This window comes from Dactylosporangium sp. NPDC000244 (genome assembly GCF_040300725.1).
In the GTDB taxonomy this organism is placed as follows: domain Bacteria; phylum Actinomycetota; class Actinomycetes; order Mycobacteriales; family Micromonosporaceae; genus Dactylosporangium.
Window position 1 is genome coordinate 1 of record NZ_JBEPEH010000032.1, and the last position, 26,562, is coordinate 26,562.

The window sequence follows — 26,562 nt, forward strand, 5'->3', positions numbered from 1 at the left end:
ACCACGCCCGCCTACGAGGTTGTCGGGCACTGGGTCCGCCACCCGTGGCTGACGCTGCGGGCCAAGAACCTCGCGAAGGCCGATACCCGGCTCGGGCTCTACTCCTCGATCGCGGCGGCGAAGGCGGAGAAGCGCAAGGAGCAGCGGACCGCGGCGATCGCCAAGGTGCTGCACCGCAAGATCCGCTCGGCGGTCGACCCGACGACCGCCGACATCGCGGTGGCCGTCTACGACCTCGACGAGATCGCGGTCCGCCTCGCCGACGGCGCCGACTACGACGGCCTGACCGCGCTCATCGCCGCCGACCTGGCCCCGGCCCGGCTCGCCGCGATGACCGAGAGCGCGCCCCGGCCGGCGCCGGAACCGGCCCCCGCGCCGGAGCCGCTGCCGATCATCGACACCCAGGAGCAGCAGGCCCTGCCGACGGCGCCGCAGTCGATCCCGGTGCCCCGGGCGGCCCGCGAGGAAGACGAGCGCCGCGCGGCCCGGGAGGCCGTGGCCAGGGCGGCGGAGTCGGCCGCCGAGCCGGAGCCCGGGCCCGCGCCGGTGATCGCGACCGCGCCGGTGATCGCGACCTCGCCGCTGGGCGGGCTGCGCGCCGACCTGGAGGGCATCCTCCCGGCCGCGCCCGCGCCGCGCCGGACCCGCAGCCGGACCGCCCCGGTGGCGCACGACGCCGGCGAGGTGCTCGACATCGCCGAGGAGCCGACGTACACCCCGCCGACGGTGGTGCGGGAGGGGTCGCTGCGCAACCAGGTGCATCAGCTGCTGCACGACAACGTGCCGCCCAACGACCGCCGGGACGTGGTGGCCCTGACGACCATGGTCGGCGACCTGCTCGACCTCGACGACGTGGAGCGGCTGACCGCCTCCAACTACGTGCGCACCTGGAAGGCCGAGGCCGACGCGGGCCGGCGCGCCGCCGTGAACGGCCGGCACCTGCAGGGGATCGTCCCCGGCTCGCCCCGGTAGCCCGCAGCACACCGCCGGCCCGCCGCCGCGCTCCGCGCGAGTCTGGGCAGGCGCCTTAAGGCCCGTCTCTCCGCTGCCGATCTGGGTGGTGGAGAGGCGGGGGGTGCCGAATGGCCCGGTTGCTCGTGGTGGACGACGAGCCGGACGTCCGCGACCTGATCGTCAAGCGGCTGACCGCCGACGGCCACGACGTCCTCGCCGCCGAGAACGGGGCCGCCGCGCTCGCGACCGTGGCCGAGCACGGGCTGCCCGAGGCCGCGATCCTCGATGTCGACCTGCCCGGCATGGACGGCATCGAGCTGCTGCACCGGCTGCGGGCCGCCCGGGCCGACCTGCCGGCGATGTTCCTCACGGTGCTGTGGGACGGCGCCGTGGCCGCCCGGGCGCGGGAGACCGGCGCGGAGTACGTCCGCAAGCCCTTCACCGCCGACGCGCTGCGCGCCGGGCTGGAGCGGGCCCTGCGGGGCGCCGGATGACCACCTCGCTGCTGCGGACCGCGGCGTGGGCGCTGGTGTACCTCCTGGCGACCGTCGCCGGCCGCAAGACCATCTTGGACGGCTCCAACCTGAGCCTGGTCTGGCCGGCCGCGGGCGTGTCGGTGCTGTGGTTCGCCGCCCAGCGCAAGGCCCGCGTGCGCTGGGCCGACCCCGTGGCGCTGACCGTCATCACGCTCGTCGTGAACCTGGCCACGGGCGCCACCCTGCTGCTCGCGCTCTGGTTCGTGGTCGCGAACCTGGCCCAGGTGACGGTCTTCACGCGGATGCTGCACCGCCTGAGCCCGCACCTGTGGGGCGCCGGCGGCGACGAGCAGCTCTCCCGCTCGGCCGACCTGTGGCGCCTGCTGCTCGCCACGTGCGCCGGGGCCGGCGCGGGTGCGCTCGTCGGTCCGACCGCCATCTGGCTTACCACCGACCGCTTCCTCTGGACCGACGGCGTCGTGTGGTTCCTGCGCAACGGGGTGAGCATCCTGCTCATCGTCGCCGTCGGGCTGCGCCTGGGCCACCAGCGCGCGCGAGGCTGGCGTTGGACGCGCCCGAGCGCGGTGCGGCTGGCCGAGTACGCGGCGCTCGTCGTGTGCTCGCTGACCGCCTACGGCGTCGGGTTCGGCGTGAGCCACCTGCCCCTGGCGTTCCCGCTGCTCGCCGTCACCGTGTGGGCCGCGCTGCGCCTGCACACCACGTTCGTCGTGCTCCACGACCTCGGCCTGGGCGCCCTCGCCGTGTCGTTCACGCTGCACGGCGACGGCCCCTTCGCCTCGATCCCCTCGCACGCGACCCGGGCGCTGGTCGCGCAGGCGTTCGTCGGCATGATCGCGGTCGTCGGGCTGTCCATCGCGCTCGGCCGGGACGAGCGGGCCGAGCTCATGGGGCGGCTGACGGCCGCGGGCCACGAGACGGAGGCCCAGGCGCGGCTGATGACCACGATCGTCAACTCGATGAACGAGGGCGTTTCCGTCGTACGTCCCGATCACTCCTGGATCATGCGCAACCCGGCCGCCGTAGCGCTCATGGGCGGCGTGACCAGCGGTGACGGCACCGTGGCCCGGCCCGATCACTACGGCCTCTTCCACCCCGACGGCACCCCGCTGCCGCCCGGGGAGATGGCCCACATCCAGGCGCTGGGCGGCCACGACGTGCGCGGCCAGGAGGTGCTCATCCGCAACGCCGGGGTGCCCGAGGGCCGCATCCTGCAGGTGAGCGCGACCCGCCTGCCGTCCGACGAGACCGACGAGGGCGGCGCGGTCGTCGTCTTCCACGACGTGACCGCCGAGCGCCGGCACCGCGACGAGCTCTCCTCCTTCGCCGGCGTGGTCGCGCACGACCTGCTCAACCCGCTCACGACCATCGACGGCTGGGCCGAGAACCTGGGCGAGACGCTGCACACCATGCCCGCGGACGACCCCGCGGTCCGCGACGCCGGCGACAGCCTGGTGCGCATCACGCGCGCCTCGGCCCGGATGCGCCACCTCATCAACGACCTGCTGGCGTACACCACCGCCCGCAACGCCGCCATCGCGCCCGTCGACGTCGGGCTCGACGAACTGGTGACCGAGGTGACGAACGCGCGCACGGATCTGGCCGCGGCCGCGGGCACCCCGCGGCCGGAGTTCGCCCTGGGCCGCCTCGACGACGTGCGCGCCGATCCCGTGCTGCTGCGGCAGCTCCTGGACAACCTCGTGGGCAACGCGGTGAAGTACACGGCCCCGGGCACGACGCCCCGGATCGCCATCGCGTCGGGGCTCGACGGTGACGGGCTGGTGCGGGTCGAGCTGGCGGACAACGGCATCGGCATCCCGCCCGGCCAGCACGACGCCATCTTCACCAATTTCCACCGGGCGCACCGCTCGAGCGGGTACGCGGGCACGGGCCTCGGCCTCGCGATCTGCAAGCGCATCGTGGAGCGGCACGGCGGGACGATCCGCGCCGACGACAACCCGGGCGGCGGGTCGCGGTTCACCTTCACGCTGCCGCCCGCGTCCACGTACATCCCCGCGGCCAAGGCCGTGACCGGCGTCTCCCGATAAAAGCGAACGTTCGTTCTTGACGGGCGGGCACGGGCGGTACACCCTGAAAAAGAGCGAACGAACGTTCTTTTAAGGGGAGATGGTCATGCGAAAGGTCGCGGGCGTCGTGCTGCTGCTCACCGCCCTGCTCAGCCTCATCATGGTCGCGTTCGCCTGGCCCGCGACCCGGGCCGGCGTGCACGACATCCCGCTCGCCGTCGCCGGGCCCGCGCCCGCGGCCGCGCAGGTCGTGCAGCAGCTCGAGGCGAAGCGGCCCGGCGCGTTCGACCTGCGCACGGTGCCCGACACCGCCGCGGCCGAGCGGCTGATCAAGGACCGTGAGGTCTACGGCGCCATCGACCTCACGAGCGGCCGCCCCCAGCTCATCGTCGCCTCCGCCGCCGGCCCGGCGGTCGCGCAGGCCCTGCAGCAGGTCGCCCAGGCGCTCGCGCCGACCCCGGACGGGACGGTCGTGCGGGACCTCGTGCCGCTGCCGCCCGACGACCCGCGCGGGGCCGGGCTCGCGGCCGGGGCGCTGCCGCTGGTGCTCGGCGGGATCGCCGCCGCGGGGCTGCTCACCAGCCTGATCGCGGGCACCGGACGCCGGGTCGCGGGCGCGCTCGCCTTCGCCGTGACCGGCGGGCTGGCGCTCGTGGCGATCCTGCAGCAGTGGCTGGGCTCCCTGAACGGCGACTACTGGGTCAACAGCGGTGTCGTCGCGCTGTCCATCGCCGCCACGGCGCTGACCATCCTCGGCCTGGAGGCGCTGCTCGGCACCGCCGGGCTCGCGATCGGGGCGGCGACCATGATGCTGCTCGGCAACCCGCTCTCGGGCCTGTCCAGCGCGCCGGAGATGCTGCCGTCGGGGTGGGGTGCGTTCGGGCAGTACCTGCCGCCGGGCGCGGCCGGGTCGCTGCTGCGCAGTACCGCCTTCTTCGACGGGGCCGGCGCCGGACCGCACGTGCTCGTGCTCGTCGCGTGGGCGGCCGCGGGCCTGCTGCTGGCCGGGCTCGCCGCGCTGCGCCGCCGCCCCGCCCGGGCCGCGGAGGCGGATGCGGAAGCGGCGTTGGTCTCGGCCTGAGTCACAGCGGCGTGAGTCGAAGCGGTCTGATGCACGGGTGCCTGACTCACAGGTGGCTGCCAAGGTCCGGACGGTTCCGTGCCAGGGATTCCCGCGATGGTTGCTTCGTGAGCGGCTCCCCCGGAGCGGGCCGCCGGACCCAGGGAGCCACGCCATGAGCAGCCCGATCACCGACCAGCAGCCCGCCGCCGCCCCGGTCTGGGCCACCCCGGCCCAGCCCCAGGAGCCGGCCGGACTCGCGCCGGCGGCGACCCCGGCGCCCGCGGCGAAGTCCTCGAAGGTGAAGACGATCGTCGTTGGAGTGGTCGCGGCCCTCGTCATCGGCGGCGGCGGGTTCGCCGTCGTCAAGGCCGCGAGCGGGGACTCCTCGTCCTCGTCGGCGCAGGCCGGGCCCGGGGGCATGGGCGGCAACGGGCCGGGCGGGGGCGGCTTCGGGGGCATGGGCGGCGGCGGGGCGAACGGCCTCTCCGGCGCGCTCTACGGGGACTTCACGGCCTCCGACGGCAATGGCGGGTACGTCACGAAGCGCCTCCAGACCGGAACGGTCACCGCGATCAGCTCCACCTCGATCACGGCCAAGAGCGCCGACGGGCACACGACGACGTTCGTCATCGGCTCGTCCACGACCGTCGACAACGGCAACGACCAGGTCTCCGACATCAAGAGCGGCGACACCGTGACCGTCGTCGGCACCGTGGACGGCACCGATGCCGGGTCCAGCGCCACGGCCACGACGATCACCGACGCGACGCTGAACCAGGCCGGCGCGGGCAACCAGCAGAACGGCAACCAGCAGAACGGTGGCATCCCGCAGAACGGTGGCATGCCGGGCGGCAACCCGCCGCAGGGCAACGGCACCAACTAGCGGCCTCGGCAGTGATCTGAGCCGCAGAAGGTTGGCGCCGGCCCGTTGCTTGTACGAACATAATAGTTATGGCCGTACAAGCACGTGGCCGGCGCCTGCTCATCCTCGGCATCTGCTGCATGAGCCTGCTGATCGTCGGACTCGACAACACGATCGTGAACATCGCGGTGCCGGCGATCGGGCGCGACCTGGACGCGCCCCTCTCCGGCCTGCAGTGGGCGATCGACGCGTACACCCTCGTGCTGGCCAGCCTCCTGATCATGGGCGGCTCGACCGCGGACCGCCTCGGCCGGCGCCGCATCTTCCAGACCGGGCTGGTGGTCTTCGCGCTCGGCTCGCTGCTGTGCGGGCTGGCCCCGACGCTGGGCTGGCTGATCGCGTTCCGCGTGGTCCAGGCGATCGGCGGCTCGATGCTCAACCCGGTCGCCATGTCGATCATCACCAACGTCTTCACCGACCGCCGCGAGCGCGCCCAGGCCATCGGCGTGTGGGCGGGCGTCGTCGGCATCAGCATGGCGCTCGGCCCGGTCGTCGGTGGCCTGCTGGTGCAGACCGTCGGCTGGCGCACGATCTTCTGGATCAACGTGCCGATCGGCATCGCCGCGGTCGTGCTCACCGCGCTCTTCGTGCCCGAGTCGCGGGCGCCCCGGCCGCGCCGGGTCGACGTTCCGGGCCAGATCATCGTGCTGGTCCTCCTCGCCAGCGCGACCTTCGCCATCATCGAGCACGAGCCGATCGCCGGGGCCGTGGCCGTGGTCGCGCTGGTGGCCCTGCTGCTGGTCGAGCCGCGCCGCCCCGAGCCGCTGATCGACATCACGCTCTTCCGCAGCCCGCCGTTCGCCGGCGCCACCGCGATCGCCGTCGCCGCGTTCGGCGCGCTGGCCGGGTTCCTGCTGCTCAACACGCTCTACCTGCAGGAGGTGCGCGGCCTCTCCCCGCTGCACGCAGGTCTGCTCACGCTGCCGATCGCCGCGATCACGCTGGTGCTCGGCCCGGTCTCCGGCCGCATGGTCGGCGCCCGCGGGCCGCGCGCGCCGCTGCTCGTCGGCGGGGCCGGCATCCTGGTCAGCGGGGTGCTGCTCACCGGGCTCACCCCGCACACGCCGCTGCTGTGGGTCGTGGCCGCCTACGTCGCCTTCGGCATCGGCTTCGCCATGGTCAACCCGCCGATCACCGTCACCGCCGTCTCGGGTCTGCCGGTGGCCCAGGCCGGGGTGGCCGCGGCGTTCGCCTCGACCAGCCGCCAGTTCGGCTCGGTGCTGGGCATCGCGGTCCTCGGCGCCGTGGTCACCGCGGGGCTGCACGGCCGCGCGATGCCCGTCGGGTTCAGCCCCGCGAGCCACGTGGGCTGGTGGATCGTCGCCGGGTGCGGCGCCGCGATCCTGGTCATCGGTACGCTCACCACCGGTACGTGGGCGAAAAGCCGAACCCCTGATGCGGAGCTCGTCGATGCCTGATTCGCAGGAACGCGCCGGTGAGGTCTGGCGTGCCATGCTCGCGCTGGTGCACGAGCGGCACGACCGGCGCAAGGAGGTCTGCGAGGCGCTGGACCTGAGCTTCGTGCGGATCAAGGCCCTGCGGCGTCTGGCGGGCGAGCCGATGACCATGCGGGAGCTCGCCGGGCGGCTGCAGACGGATGCGCCGTACACCACGCTGGTCGTCGACGACCTGGAGAAGCGGGGTCTCGTGCGCCGGGAGCCGCACCCGTCGGACCGGCGGGCCAAGCTCGTGACGACGACCGACCTGGGCCGTCGCGAGGCGGCTCGGGCCGAGGCGATCCTGACCCAGCCGCCGCCGCAGATGCTGGCGCTGCCGCCGGAGGAGCTGGACGAACTGGCGCGATTGGTCGCGAAGCTCGAATCCTGACGCGAAGCTCGACTCCTGACGGGTGGCGCCGATATGCCGGACGCGTCGCGCCGCGACATATCGGGTGCATCTCCGGTCAGGGCATGCAGCCCTGAGTGAAGCCGCGAGTCAGCGGGCCCCGGCGGGGGTCAGGGCTTCCTCGCAGAGCTCGCGCGCCCACTGGATGCGGCTCAGGGCCACGTCCGGGCGGTCGCCGAAGACCTCGGCGGCCTGCGCGTAGCACTCGTCCTTGCCGAGGCGGCTGAGGGTCGAGGACACCGTCTCGCGGACCGTCTCGGCGTCGGGGTGGGAGTAGCAGGGTGTGTCGGACACGAACAGTGCCATGCACAGTGCCGGGTCGACCGGACGAGTCGTCATGGTGGATCACCTGTTCAAGGGGGCGTGAATGACTGTTCCACCGTGCCTCCGGACGGTTGTCCGTTGCGTCGCGGCCAGCGGGGCTTCTCGGGTCTGGGTTTTCCGACCCCGCTATACCTGCTGGCTGCTATAGGCGCCTCAGCCGCTCGCACCCTTCGAAAGGGGGATCATGATGGCGAGGCGGGTGCCGCTGCCGGGGCGGCTGGCGATCTGCATGGTGCCGCCCAGTGCCGCGACGCGGTCGCCGAGGCCGGTCAGGCCGGTGCCGGTCCCGGGATCGGCGCCGCCCACCCCGTCGTCCTCGACGGACAGCGACAGCGACTCGTCAGTGGCCGATGCCGACACCGAGATCAGCGTGGCGTGCGCGTGGCGGATCGCGTTGGTGAGGGCCTCGGCGACGACGTAGTACACCCCGATCTCCACCGAGGCGTCGAGCCGGGCCGGCAGGTCCAGCCGCACCTCCACCGGGACCGGGGAGCGGCGGGCCAGCGAGCGGATCGCCGGGCTCAGGCCGCCCTCGGACAGGATCGACGGGTGGATGCCGCGGGCCAGCTCGCGCAGCTCGTCGATGGCCTCGGACAGGTCGCTGCCGATGCCGTGCAGGCGGCTCTGCAGCCCGCCGTCCACCTCGGTCTCCGTCGCGCGCAGGGCCAGCAGCAGGGCGATCAGCCGCTGCTGGGTGCCGTCGTGCAGGTCGCGCTCGATGCGCCGGCGGCTCTCGTCGGTCGCCGCCACCACGCGGGCGCGGGAGGCGGTCAGGTCGGCGCGCGCCTGGGAGTTGGCGATCGCGCTCGCCACCAGCTCGGTGAACTCGGCGGCCCGCTCGGCGTCCTGCTGCTGCAGCGGCGACGCGCACGTGGACAGGGCCTTCAGGACGCCCCAGGTGCGGCCGGCCACGAGGACGGGGGCGCCGATCGCCGAGCGGATCGTCAGGTCGCCGAACTCGTGCCGCAGGAAGTCGACGCTGTGCTGGCCGGAGAGGCGGACCGGGCGGCCGGAGCGCAGCACCTGGCCCGCCACCCCGCCGTCGTCCAGGCGCACGCGGCCTAGGTCGACGCGGTGCGCGGGGTCCTGGCTCCAGCTCGCCACCACGGTGCCGCTGCCGTCGGGCTCGAAGCGCAGCAGCACCGCCGCGTCGGCGTCGAAGAGCTTGCCGGCCTCCTCGGTCACCGCGGCGAACACGTCCTCGGCCGGGCGGCCGCGCGCGGCGACGGTGGCCACCCGGCGCAGCGCCGCCTGCTCGGCCGCGGCCGCGCCGAGCATCGTGCGGCTCCTGTCGAGCGCGGCGACCATCGCGTTGAAGGTCCGCTGCAACGCCCCGACCTCCACGGGGGCGTCGGTCGGCACCCGTGTCTGCAGGTCGCCCCCCGCCACCCGGTCGGCCGCGAGGACCATCCGGTGCAGCGGCCGCACGACCATGACCGCGAGCGAGCGGGTGAGGAGCGCGACCGCGATCAGGGCCACCACGAACCCGGCGAGCCCGGCGATGAGCGCCTGCCGACCGGCCCAGCTCGCGGCCGCGTGCATCTGGTCCACGCTCACCCGCTGGTTGTTGATGAAGTCGTCGAACTCGGCGCGCAGGGCGGCGATCTGTTTCTGGCCGTCCATGATCGACTTGGTGTCGATGTTCGCCGGCTCGCCCCGCTGGTCGTTGGCGATCGCGGGGTCGGCGTAGTTCTCGAGGTAGGCCGTGACGTCGCTGTTCAGGCGGGCCACCCGCGCGGCCTGGGCCGGGCTGCCCGACACCGACGAGGCGAGCTCCTCCTGGCGCAGGGGGATCTGCTGCTGAGCCTCCACCCAGGGCTCCAGCAGCGTCCGGTCGTGGGTGAGGGCGTAGCCGCGCCGCCCCGCCTCCACGTCGAGCACCAACCGCTCCAGCGTGTTGCAGGCCGAGACCGCCCGCTCGGCCTGGGTGACGACCATGACGGAGGCGCGAAGCTCGTACACCGACACGAGGATCATCGCGAACGCCGCCGTGATCAGGACGGTGAACAGCGCGCTGGTCAACGCGAGACGGACGGTCAACCCCCCGTGCATGGGGAGGTGTCTACCCCGGATCGCGGGGATATGTTGGGGTTAATGGCATTCGAGTCGGTTGTGATCGCAGACGACGACGTACTGCTGCGCGAGGGGCTCGCAAGCCTGCTCGACCGGCAGGGCTTCGCCGTCATCGGGCTGGCTGATGACGGCCCGCACCTGCTGGAGCTGGTCGAGAAGAAGACCCCCGACATCGCCGTGGTCGACATCCGCATGCCCCCCACGCACACCACGGAGGGGCTGGGCGCGGCGCGGGAAATCCGCCGCCGCTTCCCGTCGGTGGCGATCCTGGTGCTGTCCGCCTTCGTGGAGGTCGAGCACGCGATCGAGCTGCTGGCCAGCGGGGAGCGCATCGGCTATCTGCTGAAGAGCCGCGTCACCGACGTCGACGAGTTCGTGGAGACCCTGCGCCGCGTGCACGACGGCGGGACCGTCGTCGACCCCGCGGTGGTGCAGGAGCTGGTGGCCGCGCACCGCCGCCGCGACCCGCTCGGCGGCCTCAGCCCGCGAGAGCGGGAGGTCCTGGCCCTGATGGCCGAGGGGCGCTCGAACGCGGGCGTGGCCAAGGCGCTGTGGGTCACCGAGGGCACCATCGAGAAGCACGTCCGGTCGATCCTGACCAAGCTCGACCTGCCCGAGACGGACGAGACGCATCGGCGGGTGCTCGCCGTGCTCACGTTTCTCGAAGCGGCGTCTTCTGCAACAGGCAGCTGATCGCGCTGCCGGACAGCTGGTCCTTGGGCAGGTAGCCGATCGCCGGGCTCTCGGCGAGCAGTTCGGCCAGGTCGTCCGGGTCGAGGCTCGACACCATGATCACGAAGCCGCGGCGGATGCGGTGGGCCAGATCGAAGCCGCTCTCCGCGCCCAGGCCGACGTCCACCAGTACGACATCCGGCTCCTGCTCCTCGACGGCGAGCAGCGCCTGCTGGGTGTCCGAAGCGGTTGCGACCACCGCGATGCCCTGCGCCGTCAGGAGCCTCCGGGCACTCACCCGGAAACGCTCCGAGTCGTCGACGATGACGCAGCGGATCGTCATGCGGTAACCATGCCACCGATGCGGGTGGGGCCGCCTTGATGTTAACGGGAAAAAAGAGGCCCACCCGTGGCGGCGGGTGGGCCTCCAGCTCTCGGCGGCGGCTAGAACGTTCCTTGGCTAGAACGTTCCTTGGCTAGAACGTTCCTTGCGCGTTGCACTTGTAGCCCTGGTCGAGGCAGTCCCGCACCCGCTGGGCGAGGGCGTCGGGCTCCCAGGCGTTGAAGAAGTCGGCGTGCATCGAGTAGCCGTTGCCCGACGAGAGCGTGATGCCGTTCGTGTCGGTGCTCAGCGGGTAGGCGATGACGAAGGAGACCGACGGGATCGGCACCGGGTGGCTGGCCGGGCAGGCGCCGGTGTGGTCACCGTTGGCCATGTGCGCCTTGTGGTCCGGGCTGTCCAGGTGCACGCCGTCCCAGCAGTCCGGGAACGTGATCTGCCGGACCAGCTCGGCGGTCTTGGCGCAGACCGGGTACTCGCCGTTGGCGGTGCGCCCGACCTCGCCCCCGACGCCCGCGCACCAGAAATGGTTGCCCTGGTGGTCGGGGGTGTCGCTCTGGTTCTTGGCGTCCCCGGTGATCATCCGCAGCCCGAACGGGAACGGCTGGGTCCTGCTCGGGTCCTTGAGCCGGGAGCCGTAGTAGACCGTCACCTCCTTCGGGTCCACGACCTTGCCGTTCTGCGACAGCGTGGGGATCCAGTACGCCGAGTGATCCTGCGCCGGCGTGCAGCTCGTGCCCGCGGCGATCAACGACTCGGCCGTGGAGTTCGCGTTCGTCGACCGGTTGCCCAGGAACGTGTGGTCGTGCGAGGCGCCGGCCAGCCCCGGGAAGACGATCGGGTCGTCGGGGGCGTGGTGGCTCACCGTGCAGGTGGCGTGGAACTCGGGCACCTTCACCGGGTTGTTGGTGATCGGCGCGGGCCGCCGGGCGAAGAACGCCGCGGTGTCGGCCTTCTGCTTGGCCGGGTCGACGCTGGGCCAGCCCGGGACCGCCGTCGGGCTCTGCGACGGGGACGACGGGGCCGAGGCGGAGGGTGAGCCCGGGATCGTCGCCGTCGGCGTCCGCTTGAACCGCAGCCAGTTGATGTTGACGAAGTCTCCGGCCTGCGTGCTCTTGAGCAGCAGGAACACGGTCTGCCGGCCGGTGCGCCCGGTCGCGCTCACCGCGGTCTTCGTGGTCCAGGTCTGCCAGCCGCCGGTGTACCCGACCGGGTAGCTCGCCAGCAGCTCGCCGTCGCGGGTGCCGGCCCGCAGCTCGATCGTCCCGCCCGTGCGGCTCGCCGCGGCGACCCGGACGCTCGCGGTGAGCGAGCCCGGGCCGCCGAGGTCGACGTTGTCGTACCGCATCCAGTCCCCGTCGGCGAGCCAGCCGACGTTCTTGCCGCCGCCGACGTCGCCGGTGTTCTCGGTGCGGGCCCCGCTCTGCGCGCTCCACGCCTCGGCCTGCACCATGCCCGCGGTGTCCACCTGCTCGGCGCCGGCGCCGGCGGTCGTGGTGAGGATGAGGCTGGTCGCCACGGCCCCCGCCATCGGCACCAGCAGCAGTGCGAGCAGGGTCCGGCGCCGTTTCGGCGGGCGGCTCGGCGTCACCACGTACGGGTTGAGCCGGGGGTCGAGCGGCATGGCCAGACCGTATGCATGGGAGAGCGCTCTCTCAAGGTCCCTAAGTCGAAACTAAACCGGCTCTAAGGCGATCATGCGTCTCGCCGGCGCAGGGTGACGTACCCGCCGGCCAGCGCCGCCGCCGTCCACAGCGCCATGATCGCGATACCGCCCCACGGGCCGAACGCGCGGTCGTAGCCCGGTCCGTCCGGATTGCCGAAGAAGTGCAGGGCCGCCGCGCCCGCCTGGTCGGGCAGGAACTGGGTGACCTTGCGCAGCACCGGGACATTGCCGAGCCCCTGCGAGCCGAGGAACAGCAGCGGCAGCAGCACGGCCAGGGCCGCCGTCGACCCGCGCAGCAGCTGGGCGACGCCCGCCGCGAACAGGGCGATGAGCACGAGGTAGAGCAGCGCCGCGGCGACCGTGCCCGGCACCCCGCCGGCGGTCAGCGCCGTGTGCCGCGGCCCGAGCCCGGCCTGCCCGGCCACCCAGGCGGCGGCGACGGTCAGCACCGAGACGGCCGCCGCGCACCCGGCGACCGCGGCGAGCTTGGCCAGGTAGTAGCGCCCGCGCCGGGGCACCGCGGCGAGCGTCGGGCGGATGGTGCCGGAGCCGTACTCCCCGCCGACCGCCAGCACCGCGAACACCACGAGCGCGAGCTGGGCCAGGCTGAGCGAGTAGAAGGTGGCGAACATCGCGTCGAAGTGCTCGGGCTCGGCCCTGCGCATGCTCAGCCCGACGAGGTAGGCGAGCCCGCCCCCGGCCACGACGGTCAGCGCCGGCGTCCAGGCGGTCGAGCGCAGCGTGCGGATCTTCAGCCACTCGGCCGCGAACGCGCTCATCGCGCCACCGCCTGCAGGAACGCCGCCTCCAGCGAGGGGGCGCCGGCGACGAACTCGGCCACGGTCGCGTCCGCGACGAGCCGGCCGCGGTTGACGACCACGAGCCGGTCGGCGGTGAGTGCGGTCTCGGCCATCAGGTGGCTCGAGATCAGCACGGTGCGGCCCTTTGCGGCGTACCCCCGCAGCAGCTGCCGCAGCCAGTGCACGCCCTCGGGATCGAGCCCGTTGACCGGCTCGTCGAGCAGCAGGATCGGGGGATCGCCGAGCAGCGCCGCGGCCAGGGCGAGGCGCTGGGCCATCCCGAGCGAGAACCCGCCGGCCCGCCGCCGCGCGTCCCCGGCCAGCCCGACGAGCTCCAGCACCTCCTCGACGCGCGCGTCCGGGATGCCGTTGCTGCGCGCCAGGTAGCGCAGGTGGTGTCGGGCGCGCCGGCCCGGGTGCGCGGACCGCCCCTCCAGCATCGCCCCGACGGTGCGCAGCGGCCGGTCCAGGGTGTCGTACGCCCGCCCGTCGACCAGCGCCCGTCCGCTCGAGGGCCGGTCGAGCCCGAGGATCATCCGCATGGTGGTGGACTTCCCGGCCCCGTTGGGCCCGAGAAAGCCCGTCACGCACCCCGGCCGGACGGTGAACGACAGCCCGTCGACGGCGACGGTCGGCCCGTAGCGCTTGGTCAGCTCTTCGACAACGATCACGCCCCCGGACGCTAGGGCGGCCCGGCCGCGGCCACAGTCGCCGAAAGTCGTCCCGCCGCCGCGACGAACGTCGGCGGTAGCCTGCTGGCATGCGCCGATATCTCGCGCCTGCGGGCATCGTCTGCGCCGACAGCGTGCTGCTCACCTACGCGCACCCCGGCGTGGTCCGGCCGTGGCTCCTGCCGCTCTGGGCCCTGCTCGTGGCCGGCGTCCTCTCCGTGGCCCGCCGCCGCCCCGGCCTCGCGTTCCTGTTCGCCCTCGGCCCGGCGCTGGTCACCGGCGGGGCCGGGGCGCTGCTGCCCTACACCGCCTACGGGGCCGGGAAGCGCTCGTCGCCCTGGCTGGCCACCGCGGTCGCCGGGTTCGTGGTGGTGGAGTCGTGGCGGGCGCCGGCGGTCGCGCCCGTGGTCGTCGCGGCCGTCGTGTTCGCGCTGCTGCCCCTGCTCGTCGGCGCCCACCTGGCCCAGCAGGCGCGGCACGCGGCCGCGCTCGCCCGGCAGGAGCGGCTGCGGATCGCCCGCGACATGCACGACGCGCTCGGCCACCGGCTCAGCCTCGTGTCGATGCAGGCCGCGGCGCTGGAGGTGGGCGGGCTGCCCGCGGCGCAGCGGGAGGCGGTGCGCCGGCTGGCCGAGTCCGCCCGCGGGGCCGCCGGGGACCTGCACGACGTGCTCGGCGGGCTGCGGGCGGCGCAGGCCGGGCTGGGCGAGCTCGTGGACCGGGCCCGGGCGGCGGGCGTGCCGGTCGAGCTGGTGCGCGGCGGCCACGAGCGGGAGCTGCCCCCGGAGGCCTTCCGGCTGGTCCAGGAGGGGCTCACCAACGGCTGCAAGCACGCCCCGGGCGCGCCGATCACCGTGCGGGCCGAGTGGCAGGACGACGCGCTGCTGCTCTCGGTCGTCAACCCGGTGCCGCCCGGAACCGTGCCGGCCGCCGCGCGCGGGCTGGCGGGCCTGGCCGAGCGGGCCGAGCTCGCGGGCGGGCTCGTCGGGCACGGCGTCGGCGGCGGCGAGTTCCGGCTCTGGGCGGTCTTCCCGGCCGAGCCGGTGCGCCGCCCGCCCGCGCTGCTGGAGATGGCCCTCGCCGGCCTCATGTTCGGTCTCGTACCGCTCAGCCTGGTCATCGGCGTCGCGGGATGAGCCGTGTGATGAGTCGTATCCGCGTGCTCATCGCCGACGATGAGCCGCTGATGCTGGCGGGCATTCAGGCGGTGCTCGAGTCCGCGCCCGACCTGGAGATCGTCGCCGTGGCCGAGGACGGGGCCGCGGCCGTGGCGGCGGCGGGGCGGGGTCCGGTGGATGTGGCGCTGCTCGACGTGCGGATGCCGCTGCTCGGAGGCCTCGACGCCGTGGACGCGATCCGGGCCGCGGCGCCCGGGGTGGCGATCGTGATGCTGACGTCGTTCGGGGACGAGCCGAGCGTGCTGCGGGCGCTGCGGCTGGGCGCGTCCGGCTACGTGCTGAAGACCTGCACGCCGGAGGAGCTCCTGCGCGCGGTGCGGGCCGCGCACGCCGGGGACGCGTACCTCTCGCCGCCGGTCGCCCGCCAGGTCATCGGCCTCATCGGGCCCGCGGGCGCGGCCGGGGCCGAGCGGCGCCGGGCCGCCGGGGACCGCCTGGCCCGGCTCAACCCGCGGGAGACCGACGTGCTGCGGCTGGTCGCGGAGGGGCTCTCCAACGCCGACATCGGCGCCCGGCTGCGGATGAGCGAGCCGAGCGTGAAGACGTACGTCAGCCGCGTGCTCACCAAGCTCGACTGCGCGAACCGCGTGCAGGCCGCGATGCTCTTCCGCACGTCAGCCGGCGAGTAGCCCCTCGCGCACGGCCAGGGCCAGGATTCGGGCGGTCCGGTCGGCGACGGCGGGGTCGAGCGGGTCGCCGGTGATGTACGCCCGCGCGAAATAGGGCGCCCCCACGAGCCGGATCACCTCGGCCGCGTCGGTGCCGGCCGGGGCCTCCCCGCGCGCGACCGCCCGCTCGACCAGCGGCGCGGCGAGCGCGATCCGGGTGGCGAAGAAGCCGGTGAGCACGGCCCGGGCCGCGGCGTCGTGCACCGCCTCGCCCACGACGACGTCGAACACGGCCCGCAGCGGCGGCACCGACAGCAGCGCGATGCTCGCGCGGCCGAGCTCGCGCAGGTCGCCCTCGAGCGTGCCGGTGTCCGGCGGCGGGATCTGCGCCGCGGCCGTCTCGCCGAAGAGGTCGACGACGAGCTGGCCGACGGAGCCCCAGCGGCGGTACAGCGTGGTCTTCGCCACTCCCGCCCGCTGGGCGATGCGCTCCATGGTGGTGCCCGCGTACCCGAACTCGAGCAGCTCGGCCTGCACCGCCTCGGCCACGGCGGCCCGGGTCCGGGCCGTGCGCCCGCCGGGTCGGGGACTCGTCATCAATGCAACTCCAGTTGCGTTAGCGGGCCGGGTCCTGTCATGCTCAGGCTAACGCAACTTGAGTTCACTTAGTGGAGGGCGTCCGAGATGTCGTACTTCGTGGGGGTGCTCCTGTTCGCCGGCCTCATCGGCGCGCTGGACGCCAAGCTTCCCTGGCCGAAACGGTCGACGCGGTGATCACCGGGCACTTCGGCCTGGCCGCGGCCGTGAAGTCGGTCGAGCGGCCGGTCCCGCTGTGGTCGCTCATGCTCGCGACGGTCTGGCTCGACATGGTGTTCCTTCCGCTGTACCTCACCGGCGCCGAGCGCATCGACCCGGTGCCGGGCACGGACGGCGGCTACGGCGACGGGATCATTCACGCCGACTGGACCCACTCGCTGGTCGGCGCCCTGGTCATCGCCGCGCTCACCGGCCTGGTCGCCGCCCGCTGGTGGGGCCGGCGGGGCGGGACGGTCATCGGCGCCGTGGTCTTCTCGCACTGGCTGCTCGACCTGCTCGTCCACCGGGCCGACATGCCGCTGCTGCCGGGCAACGCGGGCGATCTGCCCCGGCTGGGGTTCGGGCTGTGGCAGTACCACCTCCTGACCGCCGTCGTGGAGGCGCTGCTGATCGTGGTCGGGGCCGCCCTCTACTGGCGCGCGGCGCGGCGGACCGGGGGCTCGAAGGGCCGCGTCAACCTGGTCACCGGGCTGCTGGTCGCGTTCGGCGCGGTCACCCTGGCCCTGGATCTGGCGGGCATCTAGGCGTCGGCCAGCATCGTGGTGGACACGTCGATGGCGGCCCGGACGGTCACGCGGCCCGCGCTGGTCGGGAACGGGCGGTCGAACGCGGCCCGCAGCTCGGGGGCGAGCCGCTGCGCCGCCCGCACGTCCGCGCCCGGCAGCAGCACCGCGAACTCGTCGCCGCCGAGCCGGGCCACCACCGCGCGGGCCGGGGCCGTGCGGGTCCCCGCGTACGCGGCGTCGCGGAGCCGGTGCGCGACCGCGGTCAGCACCTCGTCCCCGACCGCGCGGCCGTGCAGCTCGTTGACGGTCCGGAAGTCGTCGACGTCGACCACCAGCACCGCGTAGGGGCGCCCGTCGGCGGCGGCCGAGCTCAGGTGCTGCCAGAGCAGGGCGCGGTTGGGCAGGCCGGTGAGGGCGTCGTGGTAGGCCGCGTGGTGCAGCGACTCCTCGTAGACCCGCCGGGCGCTGATGTCCTGCAGCGCCCACACGGTGCCGGCCCCGCCCTCGACCGGCAGCGCCTCGATGTGGATGTCGCTGGTGGAGCCGTCGGCGCGGGTGAGCCGCGCCTCGTAGGTGTCCCGGCCCTCGCGCGCCAGGTCGGCCAGCCGGACCGGGCGCCCGTCGAACGTCTCGAGCGCCGGCTCGCCGCCGATCAGGTCCTGCGCGGCGGGGTTGGCCAGGACCACGTTGCCGTCCGGGTCGGTCACCAGCACGGGGGAGGGGAACCGGCGCAGCACCGTGTGCAACAGGGCCGCCTGGGCCCGGTGCCGGTCCCGCGCCCGGCGCAGCAGCGCGTGCGCCGCGATCCCGAGGAGCGCGACCACGGCCATCGACCCGGCGACCCGGATCGGGGTGAACGCGGCGGCCGCGACCGTGGGCAGCGCGACGGCCAGCATGATCCCCAGCGTCCACATCGGGTCCCGTCGAGCCATGCCCCCGACATCGGCCCGCACCCGGCCCGCAACAGTGCGGACCGGGTGCAAGCCGGGAGTTCAGCCCACCAGCGGCTGCCCGCTGGAGAACACGTTCGCCGGGTCGTAGGCGTGCTTCACCCGCAGCAGCCGGTCCCGGTCCGCGGCCGGCCAGTTCGCCCGGATCGCCTCCGCGTCGGCCCCGCCCGAGAAGTTCAGCAACCCGCCGGGGAACCGCTCGACCGCGAGCACCCGGTCGGTGGCCGCGTCCACCGCCGCCTCCAGGCCGGGCACGCCGAGGCCGATGACGAACAGCGAGTACGCCGCCCCGCGCCCGCTGACCGCGTTCGGCACCGCCGCCGGGCGCCCCAGGGCCCCGCCGAGCTGGCGGATCTCGACCATCGGCAGCGGAAGGTCCAGGCCCGCCCCGGCCGCCGCCAGCACGTGCTCGACCGTCTCCGCGGTGAGCTCGGCGAGCAGCACGCCGCGCTCGCGGGTCGGCATCGGCTCGACCGGGTCGCGGTGCACGGCGTCGACCGCCGGGTACGGCAGCATCGCCACGTCGTCGATGATCGCCGGGGCCGCCGCGCGCATCGGGGCCAGCAGCGCGTCGCCCGCCTCGGCGTCGCCCAGGAAGAAGACGCGCAGGTGGGCCACGTTCGCCCCGCGCAGCGGCGGGGGCAGGGCCGGCAGGTCGGGCAGCCGCAGCAGGGCCACCGACGTGCTCATCTCCTCCGGCAGGCCGGCCGACCACTCGCGGTACGCGTGCAGCACCTCGCCGGCGTGCTCCATCGGGAAGTAGATCCCGCCGCCGTAGAAGCCGGCCACCTCGACCAGGCCGAACTCGATCGCGGTGACGATGCCGAAGTTGCCCTTTCCGCCCCGAACCGCCCAGAACAGGTCGGCCTCGTGGTCGGCGTCGACGGTCCGCAGCGCGCCGTCGGCCGTGACGATCTCCACCGAGCGCACGTGGTCGGCGGCGAAGCCGAAACGGCGGCCGAGCGGGCCGACGCCGCCGCCGAGGGTGTACCCGACGACGCCGACCTGCGTCGCCGAGCCGTTGAGCATGCCCAGCCCGTGCGGGGCGCCCGCCGCGTTCACCTCCACGCAGTGCACCCCGGCGGCGGCCCGCGCCGTCCGGGTCACCGGGTCGATGGTCAGCTCGGTCATCCGGTTCGTGGTGATGAGCACCCCGCCGCGGACCGGGCGGACGGCGCCGTGACCGGTGGACTGCACCGCGACCGGCAGCCCGAGGGTGCCGGCCCAGCGCACCGTCTCGGCCACGTCCTGGGCGCAGGTGGCGCCGACGACGGCGAGCGGCTCGTGGACGGTGGCGACGTTCCAGGCCTGCTTTTCGGCCTCGTATCCTTCGTCGCCGGGAACAAAGACGGGCCCGGCGACCGCCGGGAGAGAAGTCAGAGCAGTGGTCATGGGCCTACGGTGCGCCCGGCCGGTTGGTCAGGACTTGGTGACGACTAGTGCCGCGACTTGAGCCGCGGAGATGTCGATGAGATGGGCGGCCCCCAGGCGCCGGTGGGCCTCCAGGGCGGCCCGCGCGTGCCCGAGCGCGCGCTCGGGCTCGCCCAGCGCCGCGGCCAGCTCGGCCAGCGCGAAGTCGAACGTGCCCCAGGTGGTGCCGCCGGTGCCGAGCGGGGGAAAACGGTCGGCGCAGGGCGCGATCTCGGCGTAGAGCTCGCGCGGGTCGGGCGTGCCCAGCCGGGCCGCGACCAGCGCCCACTGGAACGCGACGAAGTCCCAGCACCAGAACTTCTCCCGGGCGGCGCCCCACCGCTCGACCAGTGCGCGGGCGCGGGCCTCGTCGCCCGACTCGCACGCGGCCAGCACCGCGGTCGGACGCAGCAGCTGCAGGTGCGGCTCGTCCGCCCGGTGCACGAGCTCGTCGACCAGCTCGCCGGGGCGGCCCTGGAAGCGGCGGCTGGTGTACAGCAGCGCGAGCCGGATCCACTGCGTACCCCACAGGGTCGTGTGCTCCTGCAGCGCGAACGCCTCGCCGACCAGCCGTTCCCCGGCCACCCAGTCCCCGGCCAGCATCGCCCGGCCCGCCTGCGCGTAGCGCACCTGCGCGGCCAGCACCGGGGCGCGGATCCCCTCGGCGAGCCGGACGCAGCGGGCCAGGTCGGCGTCGAAGCCGGCCGCGTCCCCCGCGCTGACCTCGGTCATCATCCGCTGCAGCCGGGCCATGATCTCGGCCGTGCGCGGCAGGCCCGGGAGGGTCAGCAGCTCGTCGGCGCTCGCCCGGCGCTCGGCCAGCCGCTGCGGCACCAGGGTCGCGCACATGTGGTTGTTCAGCGTGCGGGCCAGCAGCTCGGGGTCGCCGAGGCCGCGGGCGAGCCGCACCGCCTCGGCCGCGTGGGCCTCGCCGAGATCGCGGTCGGGGTGGTGGTACAGCTCGACGGCGAGCGTGCCGAGCAGCACCGCCCGGCGCTCGACGTCGTGCGGGCCGAGCCGGTCCAGCTGGTCGCGAAGGGTGGCGATCATGCGTTCGTCGACGGTGAGGTACGGCCGCCAGGTCCACAGCGTCGCCCCGCCGAAGAGCGTCGCGGCGTCCATCGCCAGCCCGTCGTCGCCGATCTGCCGGGCCAGGGTCAGGGCCTCGTCGAGCACGGCCCGGGTGCCGTCGACGTCGCCGGCCGCCCGCCGGGCCGTGCCCAGCTGGACCAGCAGCCGGCACCGGGCCCGGGCCGCGCCCGGTCGCGTCGGGTCCAGGGCCCCCAGGGCGGATTCGAGGTACCGCGCCGCCTCGTCGTACGCCAGCTGCGCCATCGCCAGCTCGGCGGCCCGCGTCGCGTAGCGGACCGCCCGGTCGGCGACCCCGAGCCGCGCGGCCATCGTGAAGTGGTGCACCAGGAGCCCGAGCAGGTCAGGGTCGTCGGGCCGGTCGAACGCCTCGAGCGCCTCGCCGACGCGGCGGTGCAGGCGGGCCCGCTCCAGCCGGCTCAGCCCGCCGTAAACCGCGTCCCGGACGAGCGCGTGCGAGAAGCGGTAGTCCCAGCCGTCGGGCAGCTCGAGCAGCACGCCCGCCCCGACGGCCGGCTCGAGCCCGGCCATCACCACCTCGTCCGGCCGGTCGGTGGCGGCCGCGAGCAGGAGCAGGTCGACGTCGCGGCCGATGACGGCGGCGGTCTCCAGCAGCTCGCGGGTGGGCTCCGGCAGCCGCGACAGCCGCCGGGTGATCACGTCGCGGACGCTCTCGGGCACCCCGGACGCGGCGACCGCCTGGGCGTCGCCCCAGCCGTCGGGGTACTCGCTCTCCAGCAGTCGCAGCAGCTCCTGCAGGTAGAACGGGTTGCCGCCGGTCCGCTCCAGCAGCGCGTGCGCGACCGCGCCGGGGCGCTCGACGAACTCGGCGACGTCGCCCTCGGTCAGCGCGGCCAGCCGCAGTCGCTCCGCGCCGCGCTCGTTGGCCAGCAGCGCGAGGGTCTCCCGCAGCGCCGGGCCGGCGTCGGTCGTCTCGGGGCGCAGGGTGGCCAGCACCAGGATCGGCCGCCCGGGCAGCGCCGGCGCCAGGTGCGCGAGCAGCTGCAGCGACGAGGGATCGGCCACGTGCAGGTCGTCGATCACGATGAGCAGCGGGCCGGGGGCGCGGTGCAGCGCCTCGCCCACGGCCTCGTGCAGGTGGAACAGGGCCGTGGCCGGGTCGCGCTCGTGGGTCGTCGCCTTCCCGGCGAGCATGTCCTGGACGCCGGCGGTGCCCGGCAGCGCGCGCAGCACCTGCTGCCAGGGCCAGAACGCGGGGGTCGCGCTCGCCTCGACGCAGCGGCTCCACGCGGTGGTGACGTCGGCGCCGGCCAGCTCCACGGCCCTCTCGGCGAGGCTGGTCTTGCCCAGCCCGGCCTCGCCGACGACCAGCAGCACCCCGCCGTTGCCCTGGCGCGCCTGCTGGATGCGCGCGGCGATGCGCCGCTGCTCCGCCTCCCGCCCGACGAGCCGGGTCCGCCGCGGCTCCTGGTGGGGCGCGGGGCGGTGGGCCAGCTTCGGGTCCTGGCGCAGGATCGCCGACTCGAGCGCGCTCAGCTCCGGGCCCGGCGGTAGCCCCAGCTCCTCGTCGAGCACCGCCCGGGCGCGGCGGAACGCGGCGAGGGCGTCGGCCTGCCGGCCCTCGCGGTACAGGCCGAGCATGAGCTGGCCCCAGGACCGCTCGCGGAACGGCCGGCGCTCCAGCAGCGCCTGGGCGTCGGCGATGGCCGCGGCCGTGCGCCCGGTGCCGAGCCGCACCTCGGCCAGGTCCTCCAGCGCGCCGTCGCGCAGCTCCTCGAGGCGGGCCACGGCGGCCGCGGCGAACGCCTCGTCGGCGAAGTCGGCCAGCGGCGCGCCCCGCCACTCCCGCAGCGCCGCGTTCAGCTCCTGCTCGGCCGCGGCGAGATCGCCCTGCGCGAGCCGGGCCCGGGCGGTCTCGACCCCGGCGGCGAAGCGGGCGGCGTCGACCTGGTCGTCGTCGACGGCGAGCAGGTAGCCGGGCTCCCGCGTGAGCAGGACCGCCGGCGGCGTGCGCGGCGCCCGGTCGGGCTCGAGCACGCGGCGGAGCTGGGAGATGTACGCCTGGAGGGTCCCGTACGCGCTCGCGGGCGCGTCCCCCGCCCACAGCCCGTCGACGATCCGGTCCACGGAGACGACCCGGCCGGGCTCGAGCAGCAGCATCGCGAGGACGGCGCGCTGCTTGCGCGCGCCGAGGTCGAGGGCGTCGCCGTCCGGAGTCCAAGCCTCCAGCGGGCCCAGAATCCGCAAGTCCAGCCGCACGGTCGCCACCATAGCCGCGGCTGCGGCCCGTGGAGATCGTCTTTCGGACTTACCGCGTCAGCGGGTCCACCGTTCCGGGGCTCGGCTGGATGCTCGTCAGCATGTGCTGCAGGACGTCCTTCGGCACCCCGGACGTTCCGGCCTCGATCACGAAGGCCCGGCCGCCGACCTCGATCGTCGAGCCGTCGCGGCCGGACTGGAACGGGACGCCGCCGTAGGAGGCGTTGGGGTGCACGTCGCCGGGGGTGATCTCGGTGAGGTAGAAGGGGGAGCCGTCGTCGGCGGTGCCGAACGCGAAGCTCACGAGGCCGGTCCGGCCGGACCACTCCAGGCCGCAGCTCACCGTCCGGGCGTTCTCCGGGCCCCAGCCCAGGCGGAAGTCGGCCGCGCAGCGCAGCACGCGGTCGAGGCGGACCCAGCGCGCGATCTCCAGCAGGCCCCCGCGCGCGTTCGGGGCCGGCCTCGGGTCCGTTTGCCGGAACTCGAGGCGGGCGGTCGCCCAGATGCCGTCGATCGGTTGCCAGCGCAGCGCCGCCCAGCCGTCGCCGGTCTTCATCTCGCCCTTGCGGCCCGCCTCGGGCAGGGGCGCCACGGCGCCCTCGCCGGTCCAGAGGTCCGGAGAGTCGCCCAGGGCCAACCGATACGTGTCGTAGCCGTTCGGTGACGTGCTGCCCCGGGTCACGCGCAGCGACTCGAGGCCCGCCGCGGAGGAGTACGAGAGGTGCAGGACGTCCGGGTCGGTCACGTCCAGGTGGATCTGGAAGGCGTCGCCCACCGGGGCGCCCGCCGGCAGCGAGCGCCCGGAGCCGGCCACCGGCGGGCGGGGCAGGACGACGGCCGGGGAGGCGGCGGCGGACGGCCGGGGCGGGGTGCCGGCGGGTGCGGGCGGATGGGTGGCCCGGGGCAGCAGGGCGGTCGTGGCCAGGATCGCGGCCACGGTCGCGGCCGCGGCGCCGCCGATGAGCAGACGGCGGTTGCGGCGGTGGCGCACGCCGCGGCGTACCGAAGCGGCCAGGAGCGACTCGATGTGCACCTCGCCGTCGGCGCGCGCGTGCAGCGCCGTGGTGAGGCGGGGGTCGAGGTCGTTCACGGGAGGACCTCCTCGCGGTCGGCCAGCTGCCGGCGGAGGGTCGCCAGCGCGCGCATGGACTGGGAGCGCACGGTCGCCTGGGAGCAGCCCAGGATGCAGGCGATCGTGGCGTCGTCGAGATCCTCGTAGTAGCGCAGCACGATCGTGGCGCGCTGCTTCGGCGGCAGGTCGGCGATGAGCGCCCAGGCGGCCGAGCGCTCCGCGGCCTCCGCGCCGATGTCCGTGGCCGCCGCGAGGTCGCCGAACGCGTCCGTCGCCACCTCGGACGAGGAGCGGCGGCGGCGCCAGGAGATATGGCGGTTGACGAGCATGCGGCGCACGTACACGTCGATGTCGTCGGCCCGGCTCACCCGGTCCCAGCGCACGTACGCGCGGCCGAGGACCTCTTGCACCAGGTCCTCGGCCAGGTGGCGGTCGCGCACCAGCAGGCGGGCCAGGCGCACCAGGCGCTCGCCCCGCAACCGCACGTACTCCTCGAAGCCGATCACCGCGTCACCGCCCTCATACCCGGCACGACGCTCCGGCCGCGGAGGGTTGTTGCATCCGCTAGCGACGGCCTTCCCGCACCATCGTCCAGGCGAGGGCGGCCGCTACGAGGACGGCCGCGGATCCGGCCCAGAACAGCGGGCCCGGGCCGCCGTGCAGGATGCCCATGAAGTTCAGCGCGTCGAGGTCGTTGATCATCAGGTACCACAGCAGCGTGTAGACGGCCTGGAAGACCCGCGGCGCCCCGGTCAGCGTGCCCAGCACCAGGGCCAGCGCCGGGATGAAGAACGCTCCGGCGATCGTCGCCGGGTGCGCGATCGCACCGAGCCCGAGGACGAGCGTCAGCAGCACGCCCGCGCCGTACTCGGCCAGCACCCGCCGTCGCGGTGACGGAAAGGCGCCCAGCAGCGCCGCGACCCCCGACAGCGCCGGCTGCGTGCCCAGCCGCGACCACAGCAGGATCGGCCACACCCACGCGACCGCGAGCGCGGCCCCGCGCGGCACCACGAAGACCGCCACGAACAGTGCGCCCGCGCCCAGCCACCACCACAGCGGCGCCCCCGCGACCAGGATGCGCACCTCGCCGGCCAGCAGGCGCGGGAACGTGAGGCCGTAGCGGGGAGCGGTCCGCGGCAGTCCCGCGTAGACGGTGCGCGGCTCGGGCCCGAACGAGCGGCCCGGGCGCGCGGGGCGGTCGAAGCGGTGGAACCACAGCGCGGGCAGCAGTGCGATGGCGAGGGCCACGAGCACGAGGGCCACGCGGCCGCCGAGGAACGCGGGGGAGAGCCGCAGGCCGGGCCAGTCGAAGACCTCGAGCGGCTCCTCGACGTACATGAGCCCCAGCCCGACGTCCTGCGACGCCCCCGCGGGCAGGGCCACCGGCTGCAGCCCGATCCCGCCGAAGGGCGCCCGCGGGGACTGCCCGGCGATCGCGCCGACCATCCACACGAAGACCCACAGCACGTTGCCGACCCCGCCGCGCAGCACCGGCGTCGCCTCGAACAGCAGCGCCAGCGCGCTCGTGACCAGCAGCATCGGCAGCGCGATGAGCACGAACGGCAGCAGCAGGGCCACCGGGTCGACGGCGCGGGACTCGCCCCGCAGCAGCTGCAGGACGAGCGCGGTGCCGGCCAGCACCGCGGTCATCGAGGCGAGCACGGCGACGTTGCTCAGCAGCTTCGCCGCGAGGTACACCGGCGTGCGCATCGGCGAGGCCGCGATCAGCTGTCCGACGCCGGTGCGCTCGTCGCGGGCCACGGCGTCGCGCACCAGGTAGAACCCGACCAGCGTCAGCCAGAGGGCGCTCGTCAGCGCGGTCACCAGGCCGACGTACCCGCTGGTGTACCGCCCGCGGAAGCCCCCGATCACGAGGACCGACCAGTGCGCGTCGACGGCCGGCACCGCGAGCAGCCCCAGCCCGATGGCGGAGATCAGCATCAGCAGGTACGCCGGCCGCCGGACCCGCTCCCGGAAGTCCGCCGTCGCGGCCGCGATCACCGGTTCACCGCCCCGACGTAGGCGTCCTCGAGGTCGGGGGCGACCGGCACGGCCTCGGGCAGCGGGCGGTGCACGGCGAGGATCCGCAGCCGCACCCCCTGCGGCGTGCGCACCGCCCGGGTCGTGAGCAGCCGCTGCTGCAGCCCGGCGGCGTCGGCGGGCGGGACGGTCGCCTCCCACACGTGCCCGGCCACGCTGCGCAGGAGGTCCTCGGGCGCCCCGTCGAGGCGGATCCGGCCGCCCTTCACGACCGCGATCCGGGCCGCGACCGACTCGACGTCGCCGACGATGTGCGTGGAGAGCAGGACTACCCGGGTGGCCGCGAGGTCGCTGAGCAGGTTGCGGAACCGCACCCGCTCCTCCGGGTCGAGCCCGGCGGTCGGCTCGTCGACGATGAGCACGCGGGGATCCCCGAGCAGCGTCTGCGCGATGCCGACGCGTCGCAGCATGCCCCCGCTGTAGCCGCCCAGGGCCCGCTTCGCCGCGTGGGTGAGGTTCACCAGCTCCAGCAGCTCGTCGATGCGGGCCCGCGCCGAGCGTGCGGAGAGGCCCTTGACCGCGGCGAGGTAGGTGAGGAACTCGACCGCGGACAGGTTCGGGTACACGCCGAAGTCCTGCGGCAGGTACCCGAGCGCGCGCCGCAGCCCGTCGGGGCGGGCGACCGCGTCCTGCCCGTCGAAGCGCACCTGCCCGCCGGTGGGCCGGGTGACCGTGGCGGCGATGCGCAGCAGCGAGGACTTGCCGGCCCCGTTCGGCCCGAGGAGCCCGATCAGGCCCGGCTCGAGCCGCAGCGTGAGCCCGTCGACGGCGCGCTTCTGTCCCTTGTAGATCTTCGTGATGTCGAGCAGTTCGAGCATGTCC

24 protein-coding genes and 1 pseudogene are annotated in these 26,562 nt (G+C 74.6%); 11 read left to right on the forward strand and 14 right to left on the reverse strand.

The annotated features are described in order from the left end of the window. The 7 genes and pseudogenes from ABT369_RS37865 to ABT369_RS37895 all read left to right on the forward strand — a co-directional run. A pseudogene (locus ABT369_RS37865) lies at positions 1 to 972 on the forward strand (hypothetical protein); the annotation flags it as partial. A 110-nt stretch (positions 973 to 1,082) separates the two neighbouring features. Then, positions 1,083 to 1,448, forward strand: a complete 366-nt coding sequence (locus ABT369_RS37870) for a response regulator transcription factor (RefSeq protein ID WP_350619651.1) — start codon at positions 1,083 to 1,085, stop codon at positions 1,446 to 1,448. Beyond that, positions 1,445 to 3,496 (forward strand): sensor histidine kinase, encoded by a 2,052-nt coding sequence (locus ABT369_RS37875; RefSeq protein ID WP_350619653.1) that lies wholly within the window; start codon positions 1,445 to 1,447, stop codon positions 3,494 to 3,496. Before ABT369_RS37870 ends, ABT369_RS37875 begins: the two co-directional genes overlap by 4 nt. An 85-nt stretch (positions 3,497 to 3,581) precedes the next feature. Continuing rightward, a complete protein-coding gene (locus tag ABT369_RS37880; protein ID WP_350619655.1) occupies positions 3,582 to 4,556 on the forward strand; it encodes a hypothetical protein in 975 nt (324 codons plus the stop codon). A 154-nt stretch (positions 4,557 to 4,710) separates the two neighbouring features. Next, the gene (locus ABT369_RS37885) at positions 4,711 to 5,421 is read left to right on the forward strand and encodes a hypothetical protein (RefSeq protein ID WP_350619657.1); all 711 of its coding nucleotides are present in this window, start codon (positions 4,711 to 4,713) and stop codon (positions 5,419 to 5,421) included. A gap of 68 nt (positions 5,422 to 5,489) precedes the next feature. Continuing rightward, entirely contained in the window at positions 5,490 to 6,878 is a 1,389-nt protein-coding gene (locus tag ABT369_RS37890) for an MFS transporter (RefSeq protein ID WP_350619659.1), read from the forward strand. Then, a complete protein-coding gene (locus tag ABT369_RS37895; RefSeq protein ID WP_350619661.1) occupies positions 6,871 to 7,287 on the forward strand; it encodes a MarR family winged helix-turn-helix transcriptional regulator in 417 nt (138 codons plus the stop codon). Before ABT369_RS37890 ends, ABT369_RS37895 begins: the two co-directional genes overlap by 8 nt. A gap of 108 nt (positions 7,288 to 7,395) precedes the next feature. Here ABT369_RS37895 and ABT369_RS37900 read toward each other — a convergent pair whose 3' ends face one another. Then, positions 7,396 to 7,644 carry a hypothetical protein gene (locus ABT369_RS37900; RefSeq protein ID WP_350619663.1) on the reverse strand — a complete coding sequence of 83 codons (249 nt, stop codon included), beginning with the start codon at positions 7,642 to 7,644 and terminating at the stop codon, positions 7,396 to 7,398. Between the two features lie 138 nt (positions 7,645 to 7,782). After that, positions 7,783 to 9,681, reverse strand: coding sequence for a CHASE3 domain-containing protein (locus tag ABT369_RS37905; protein WP_350619665.1), 1,899 nt, complete (start codon positions 9,679 to 9,681; stop codon positions 7,783 to 7,785). Between the two features lie 42 nt (positions 9,682 to 9,723). On the opposite strand from ABT369_RS37905, the gene ABT369_RS37910 reads away from it, so the two are divergent. Beyond that, positions 9,724 to 10,395: a response regulator transcription factor gene (locus ABT369_RS37910; RefSeq protein ID WP_350619667.1), complete on the forward strand. Its 672-nt coding sequence runs from the start codon at positions 9,724 to 9,726 to the stop codon at positions 10,393 to 10,395. On the opposite strand, the gene ABT369_RS37915 is transcribed toward ABT369_RS37910, so the two are convergent. The 4 genes from ABT369_RS37915 to ABT369_RS37930 form a co-directional block, all read right to left on the reverse strand. Beyond that, a complete protein-coding gene (locus ABT369_RS37915; protein ID WP_350619669.1) occupies positions 10,355 to 10,717 on the reverse strand; it encodes a response regulator in 363 nt (120 codons plus the stop codon). The genes ABT369_RS37910 and ABT369_RS37915 overlap by 41 nt on opposite strands. Positions 10,718 to 10,850: 133 nt before the next feature. Then, positions 10,851 to 12,338, reverse strand: coding sequence for a DUF1996 domain-containing protein (locus tag ABT369_RS37920; RefSeq protein ID WP_350619671.1), 1,488 nt, complete (start codon positions 12,336 to 12,338; stop codon positions 10,851 to 10,853). A 71-nt stretch (positions 12,339 to 12,409) separates the two neighbouring features. Next, on the reverse strand, positions 12,410 to 13,159 hold the full coding sequence (locus ABT369_RS37925; protein ID WP_350619673.1) for an ABC transporter permease: 750 nt from the start codon (positions 13,157 to 13,159) through the stop codon (positions 12,410 to 12,412). Then, the gene (locus tag ABT369_RS37930) at positions 13,156 to 13,851 is read right to left on the reverse strand and encodes an ABC transporter ATP-binding protein (protein ID WP_350619675.1); all 696 of its coding nucleotides are present in this window, start codon (positions 13,849 to 13,851) and stop codon (positions 13,156 to 13,158) included. The genes ABT369_RS37925 and ABT369_RS37930 overlap by 4 nt, the downstream gene beginning before the upstream one ends. Positions 13,852 to 13,940: 89 nt before the next feature. On the opposite strand from ABT369_RS37930, the gene ABT369_RS37935 reads away from it, so the two are divergent. Together ABT369_RS37935 and ABT369_RS37940 are read left to right on the forward strand one after the other, a co-directional pair. Beyond that, positions 13,941 to 14,987: a sensor histidine kinase gene (locus ABT369_RS37935; protein WP_350619677.1), complete on the forward strand. Its 1,047-nt coding sequence runs from the start codon at positions 13,941 to 13,943 to the stop codon at positions 14,985 to 14,987. 8 nt (positions 14,988 to 14,995) lie between these two features. Then, positions 14,996 to 15,658: a response regulator gene (locus tag ABT369_RS37940; protein WP_350619679.1), complete on the forward strand. Its 663-nt coding sequence runs from the start codon at positions 14,996 to 14,998 to the stop codon at positions 15,656 to 15,658. Here the strand turns inward: ABT369_RS37940 and ABT369_RS37945 are convergent. Further along, on the reverse strand, positions 15,644 to 16,234 hold the full coding sequence (locus tag ABT369_RS37945; RefSeq protein ID WP_350619681.1) for a TetR/AcrR family transcriptional regulator: 591 nt from the start codon (positions 16,232 to 16,234) through the stop codon (positions 15,644 to 15,646). The genes ABT369_RS37940 and ABT369_RS37945 overlap by 15 nt on opposite strands. A 173-nt stretch (positions 16,235 to 16,407) precedes the next feature. Between ABT369_RS37945 and ABT369_RS37950 the strand changes: the two genes are divergently transcribed. Continuing rightward, positions 16,408 to 16,977 (forward strand): permease, encoded by a 570-nt coding sequence (locus tag ABT369_RS37950; protein WP_350619683.1) that lies wholly within the window; start codon positions 16,408 to 16,410, stop codon positions 16,975 to 16,977. Here ABT369_RS37950 and ABT369_RS37955 read toward each other — a convergent pair. From ABT369_RS37955 to ABT369_RS37985, 7 genes are all read right to left on the reverse strand, one after another. Beyond that, the gene (locus ABT369_RS37955; protein ID WP_350619685.1) at positions 16,974 to 17,891 is read right to left on the reverse strand and encodes a diguanylate cyclase domain-containing protein; all 918 of its coding nucleotides are present in this window, start codon (positions 17,889 to 17,891) and stop codon (positions 16,974 to 16,976) included. The genes ABT369_RS37950 and ABT369_RS37955 overlap by 4 nt on opposite strands. Before the next feature lie 60 nt (positions 17,892 to 17,951). Next, the gene (locus ABT369_RS37960; protein ID WP_350619687.1) at positions 17,952 to 19,301 is read right to left on the reverse strand and encodes an FAD-binding oxidoreductase; all 1,350 of its coding nucleotides are present in this window, start codon (positions 19,299 to 19,301) and stop codon (positions 17,952 to 17,954) included. A gap of 27 nt (positions 19,302 to 19,328) precedes the next feature. Further along, entirely contained in the window at positions 19,329 to 22,628 is a 3,300-nt protein-coding gene (locus tag ABT369_RS37965; RefSeq protein WP_350619689.1) for an ATP-binding protein, read from the reverse strand. Positions 22,629 to 22,677: 49 nt separating this feature from the next. Next, on the reverse strand, positions 22,678 to 23,718 hold the full coding sequence (locus ABT369_RS37970) for a hypothetical protein (RefSeq protein WP_350619691.1): 1,041 nt from the start codon (positions 23,716 to 23,718) through the stop codon (positions 22,678 to 22,680). Continuing rightward, on the reverse strand, positions 23,715 to 24,203 hold the full coding sequence (locus tag ABT369_RS37975) for a SigE family RNA polymerase sigma factor (protein WP_350619924.1): 489 nt from the start codon (positions 24,201 to 24,203) through the stop codon (positions 23,715 to 23,717). Before ABT369_RS37975 ends, ABT369_RS37970 begins: the two co-directional genes overlap by 4 nt. A gap of 61 nt (positions 24,204 to 24,264) precedes the next feature. After that, positions 24,265 to 25,701: an ABC transporter permease gene (locus ABT369_RS37980; RefSeq protein ID WP_350619693.1), complete on the reverse strand. Its 1,437-nt coding sequence runs from the start codon at positions 25,699 to 25,701 to the stop codon at positions 24,265 to 24,267. Then, the gene (locus ABT369_RS37985; RefSeq protein WP_350619695.1) at positions 25,698 to 26,558 is read right to left on the reverse strand and encodes an ABC transporter ATP-binding protein; all 861 of its coding nucleotides are present in this window, start codon (positions 26,556 to 26,558) and stop codon (positions 25,698 to 25,700) included. Before ABT369_RS37985 ends, ABT369_RS37980 begins: the two co-directional genes overlap by 4 nt. Positions 26,559 to 26,562: the final 4 nt, after the last annotated feature.

Bases quoted from the DNA above. Each gene is read 5' to 3' on its own strand.
- ABT369_RS37925 (WP_350619673.1), bottom strand. From the start codon at position 13,159: ATGAGCGCGTTCGCGGCCGAGTGGCTGAAGATCCGCACGCTGCGCTCG.
- ABT369_RS37900 (WP_350619663.1), bottom strand. From the start codon at position 7,644: ATGACGACTCGTCCGGTCGACCCGGCACTGTGCATGGCACTGTTCGTG.
- ABT369_RS37920 (WP_350619671.1), bottom strand. From the start codon at position 12,338: ATGCCGCTCGACCCCCGGCTCAACCCGTACGTGGTGACGCCGAGCCGC.
- ABT369_RS37945 (WP_350619681.1), bottom strand. From the start codon at position 16,234: ATGACGAGTCCCCGACCCGGCGGGCGCACGGCCCGGACCCGGGCCGCC.
- ABT369_RS37880 (WP_350619655.1), top strand. From the start codon at position 3,582: ATGCGAAAGGTCGCGGGCGTCGTGCTGCTGCTCACCGCCCTGCTCAGC.
- ABT369_RS37905 (WP_350619665.1), bottom strand. From the start codon at position 9,681: ATGCACGGGGGGTTGACCGTCCGTCTCGCGTTGACCAGCGCGCTGTTC.
- ABT369_RS37885 (WP_350619657.1), top strand. From the start codon at position 4,711: ATGAGCAGCCCGATCACCGACCAGCAGCCCGCCGCCGCCCCGGTCTGG.
- ABT369_RS37935 (WP_350619677.1), top strand. From the start codon at position 13,941: ATGCGCCGATATCTCGCGCCTGCGGGCATCGTCTGCGCCGACAGCGTG.
- ABT369_RS37870 (WP_350619651.1), top strand. From the start codon at position 1,083: ATGGCCCGGTTGCTCGTGGTGGACGACGAGCCGGACGTCCGCGACCTG.
- ABT369_RS37915 (WP_350619669.1), bottom strand. From the start codon at position 10,717: ATGACGATCCGCTGCGTCATCGTCGACGACTCGGAGCGTTTCCGGGTG.
- ABT369_RS37960 (WP_350619687.1), bottom strand. From the start codon at position 19,301: ATGACCACTGCTCTGACTTCTCTCCCGGCGGTCGCCGGGCCCGTCTTT.
- ABT369_RS37955 (WP_350619685.1), bottom strand. From the start codon at position 17,891: ATGGCTCGACGGGACCCGATGTGGACGCTGGGGATCATGCTGGCCGTC.
- ABT369_RS37940 (WP_350619679.1), top strand. From the start codon at position 14,996: ATGAGTCGTATCCGCGTGCTCATCGCCGACGATGAGCCGCTGATGCTG.
- ABT369_RS37875 (WP_350619653.1), top strand. From the start codon at position 1,445: ATGACCACCTCGCTGCTGCGGACCGCGGCGTGGGCGCTGGTGTACCTC.
- ABT369_RS37985 (WP_350619695.1), bottom strand. From the start codon at position 26,558: ATGCTCGAACTGCTCGACATCACGAAGATCTACAAGGGACAGAAGCGC.
- ABT369_RS37910 (WP_350619667.1), top strand. From the start codon at position 9,724: ATGGCATTCGAGTCGGTTGTGATCGCAGACGACGACGTACTGCTGCGC.
- ABT369_RS37890 (WP_350619659.1), top strand. From the start codon at position 5,490: ATGGCCGTACAAGCACGTGGCCGGCGCCTGCTCATCCTCGGCATCTGC.
- ABT369_RS37895 (WP_350619661.1), top strand. From the start codon at position 6,871: ATGCCTGATTCGCAGGAACGCGCCGGTGAGGTCTGGCGTGCCATGCTC.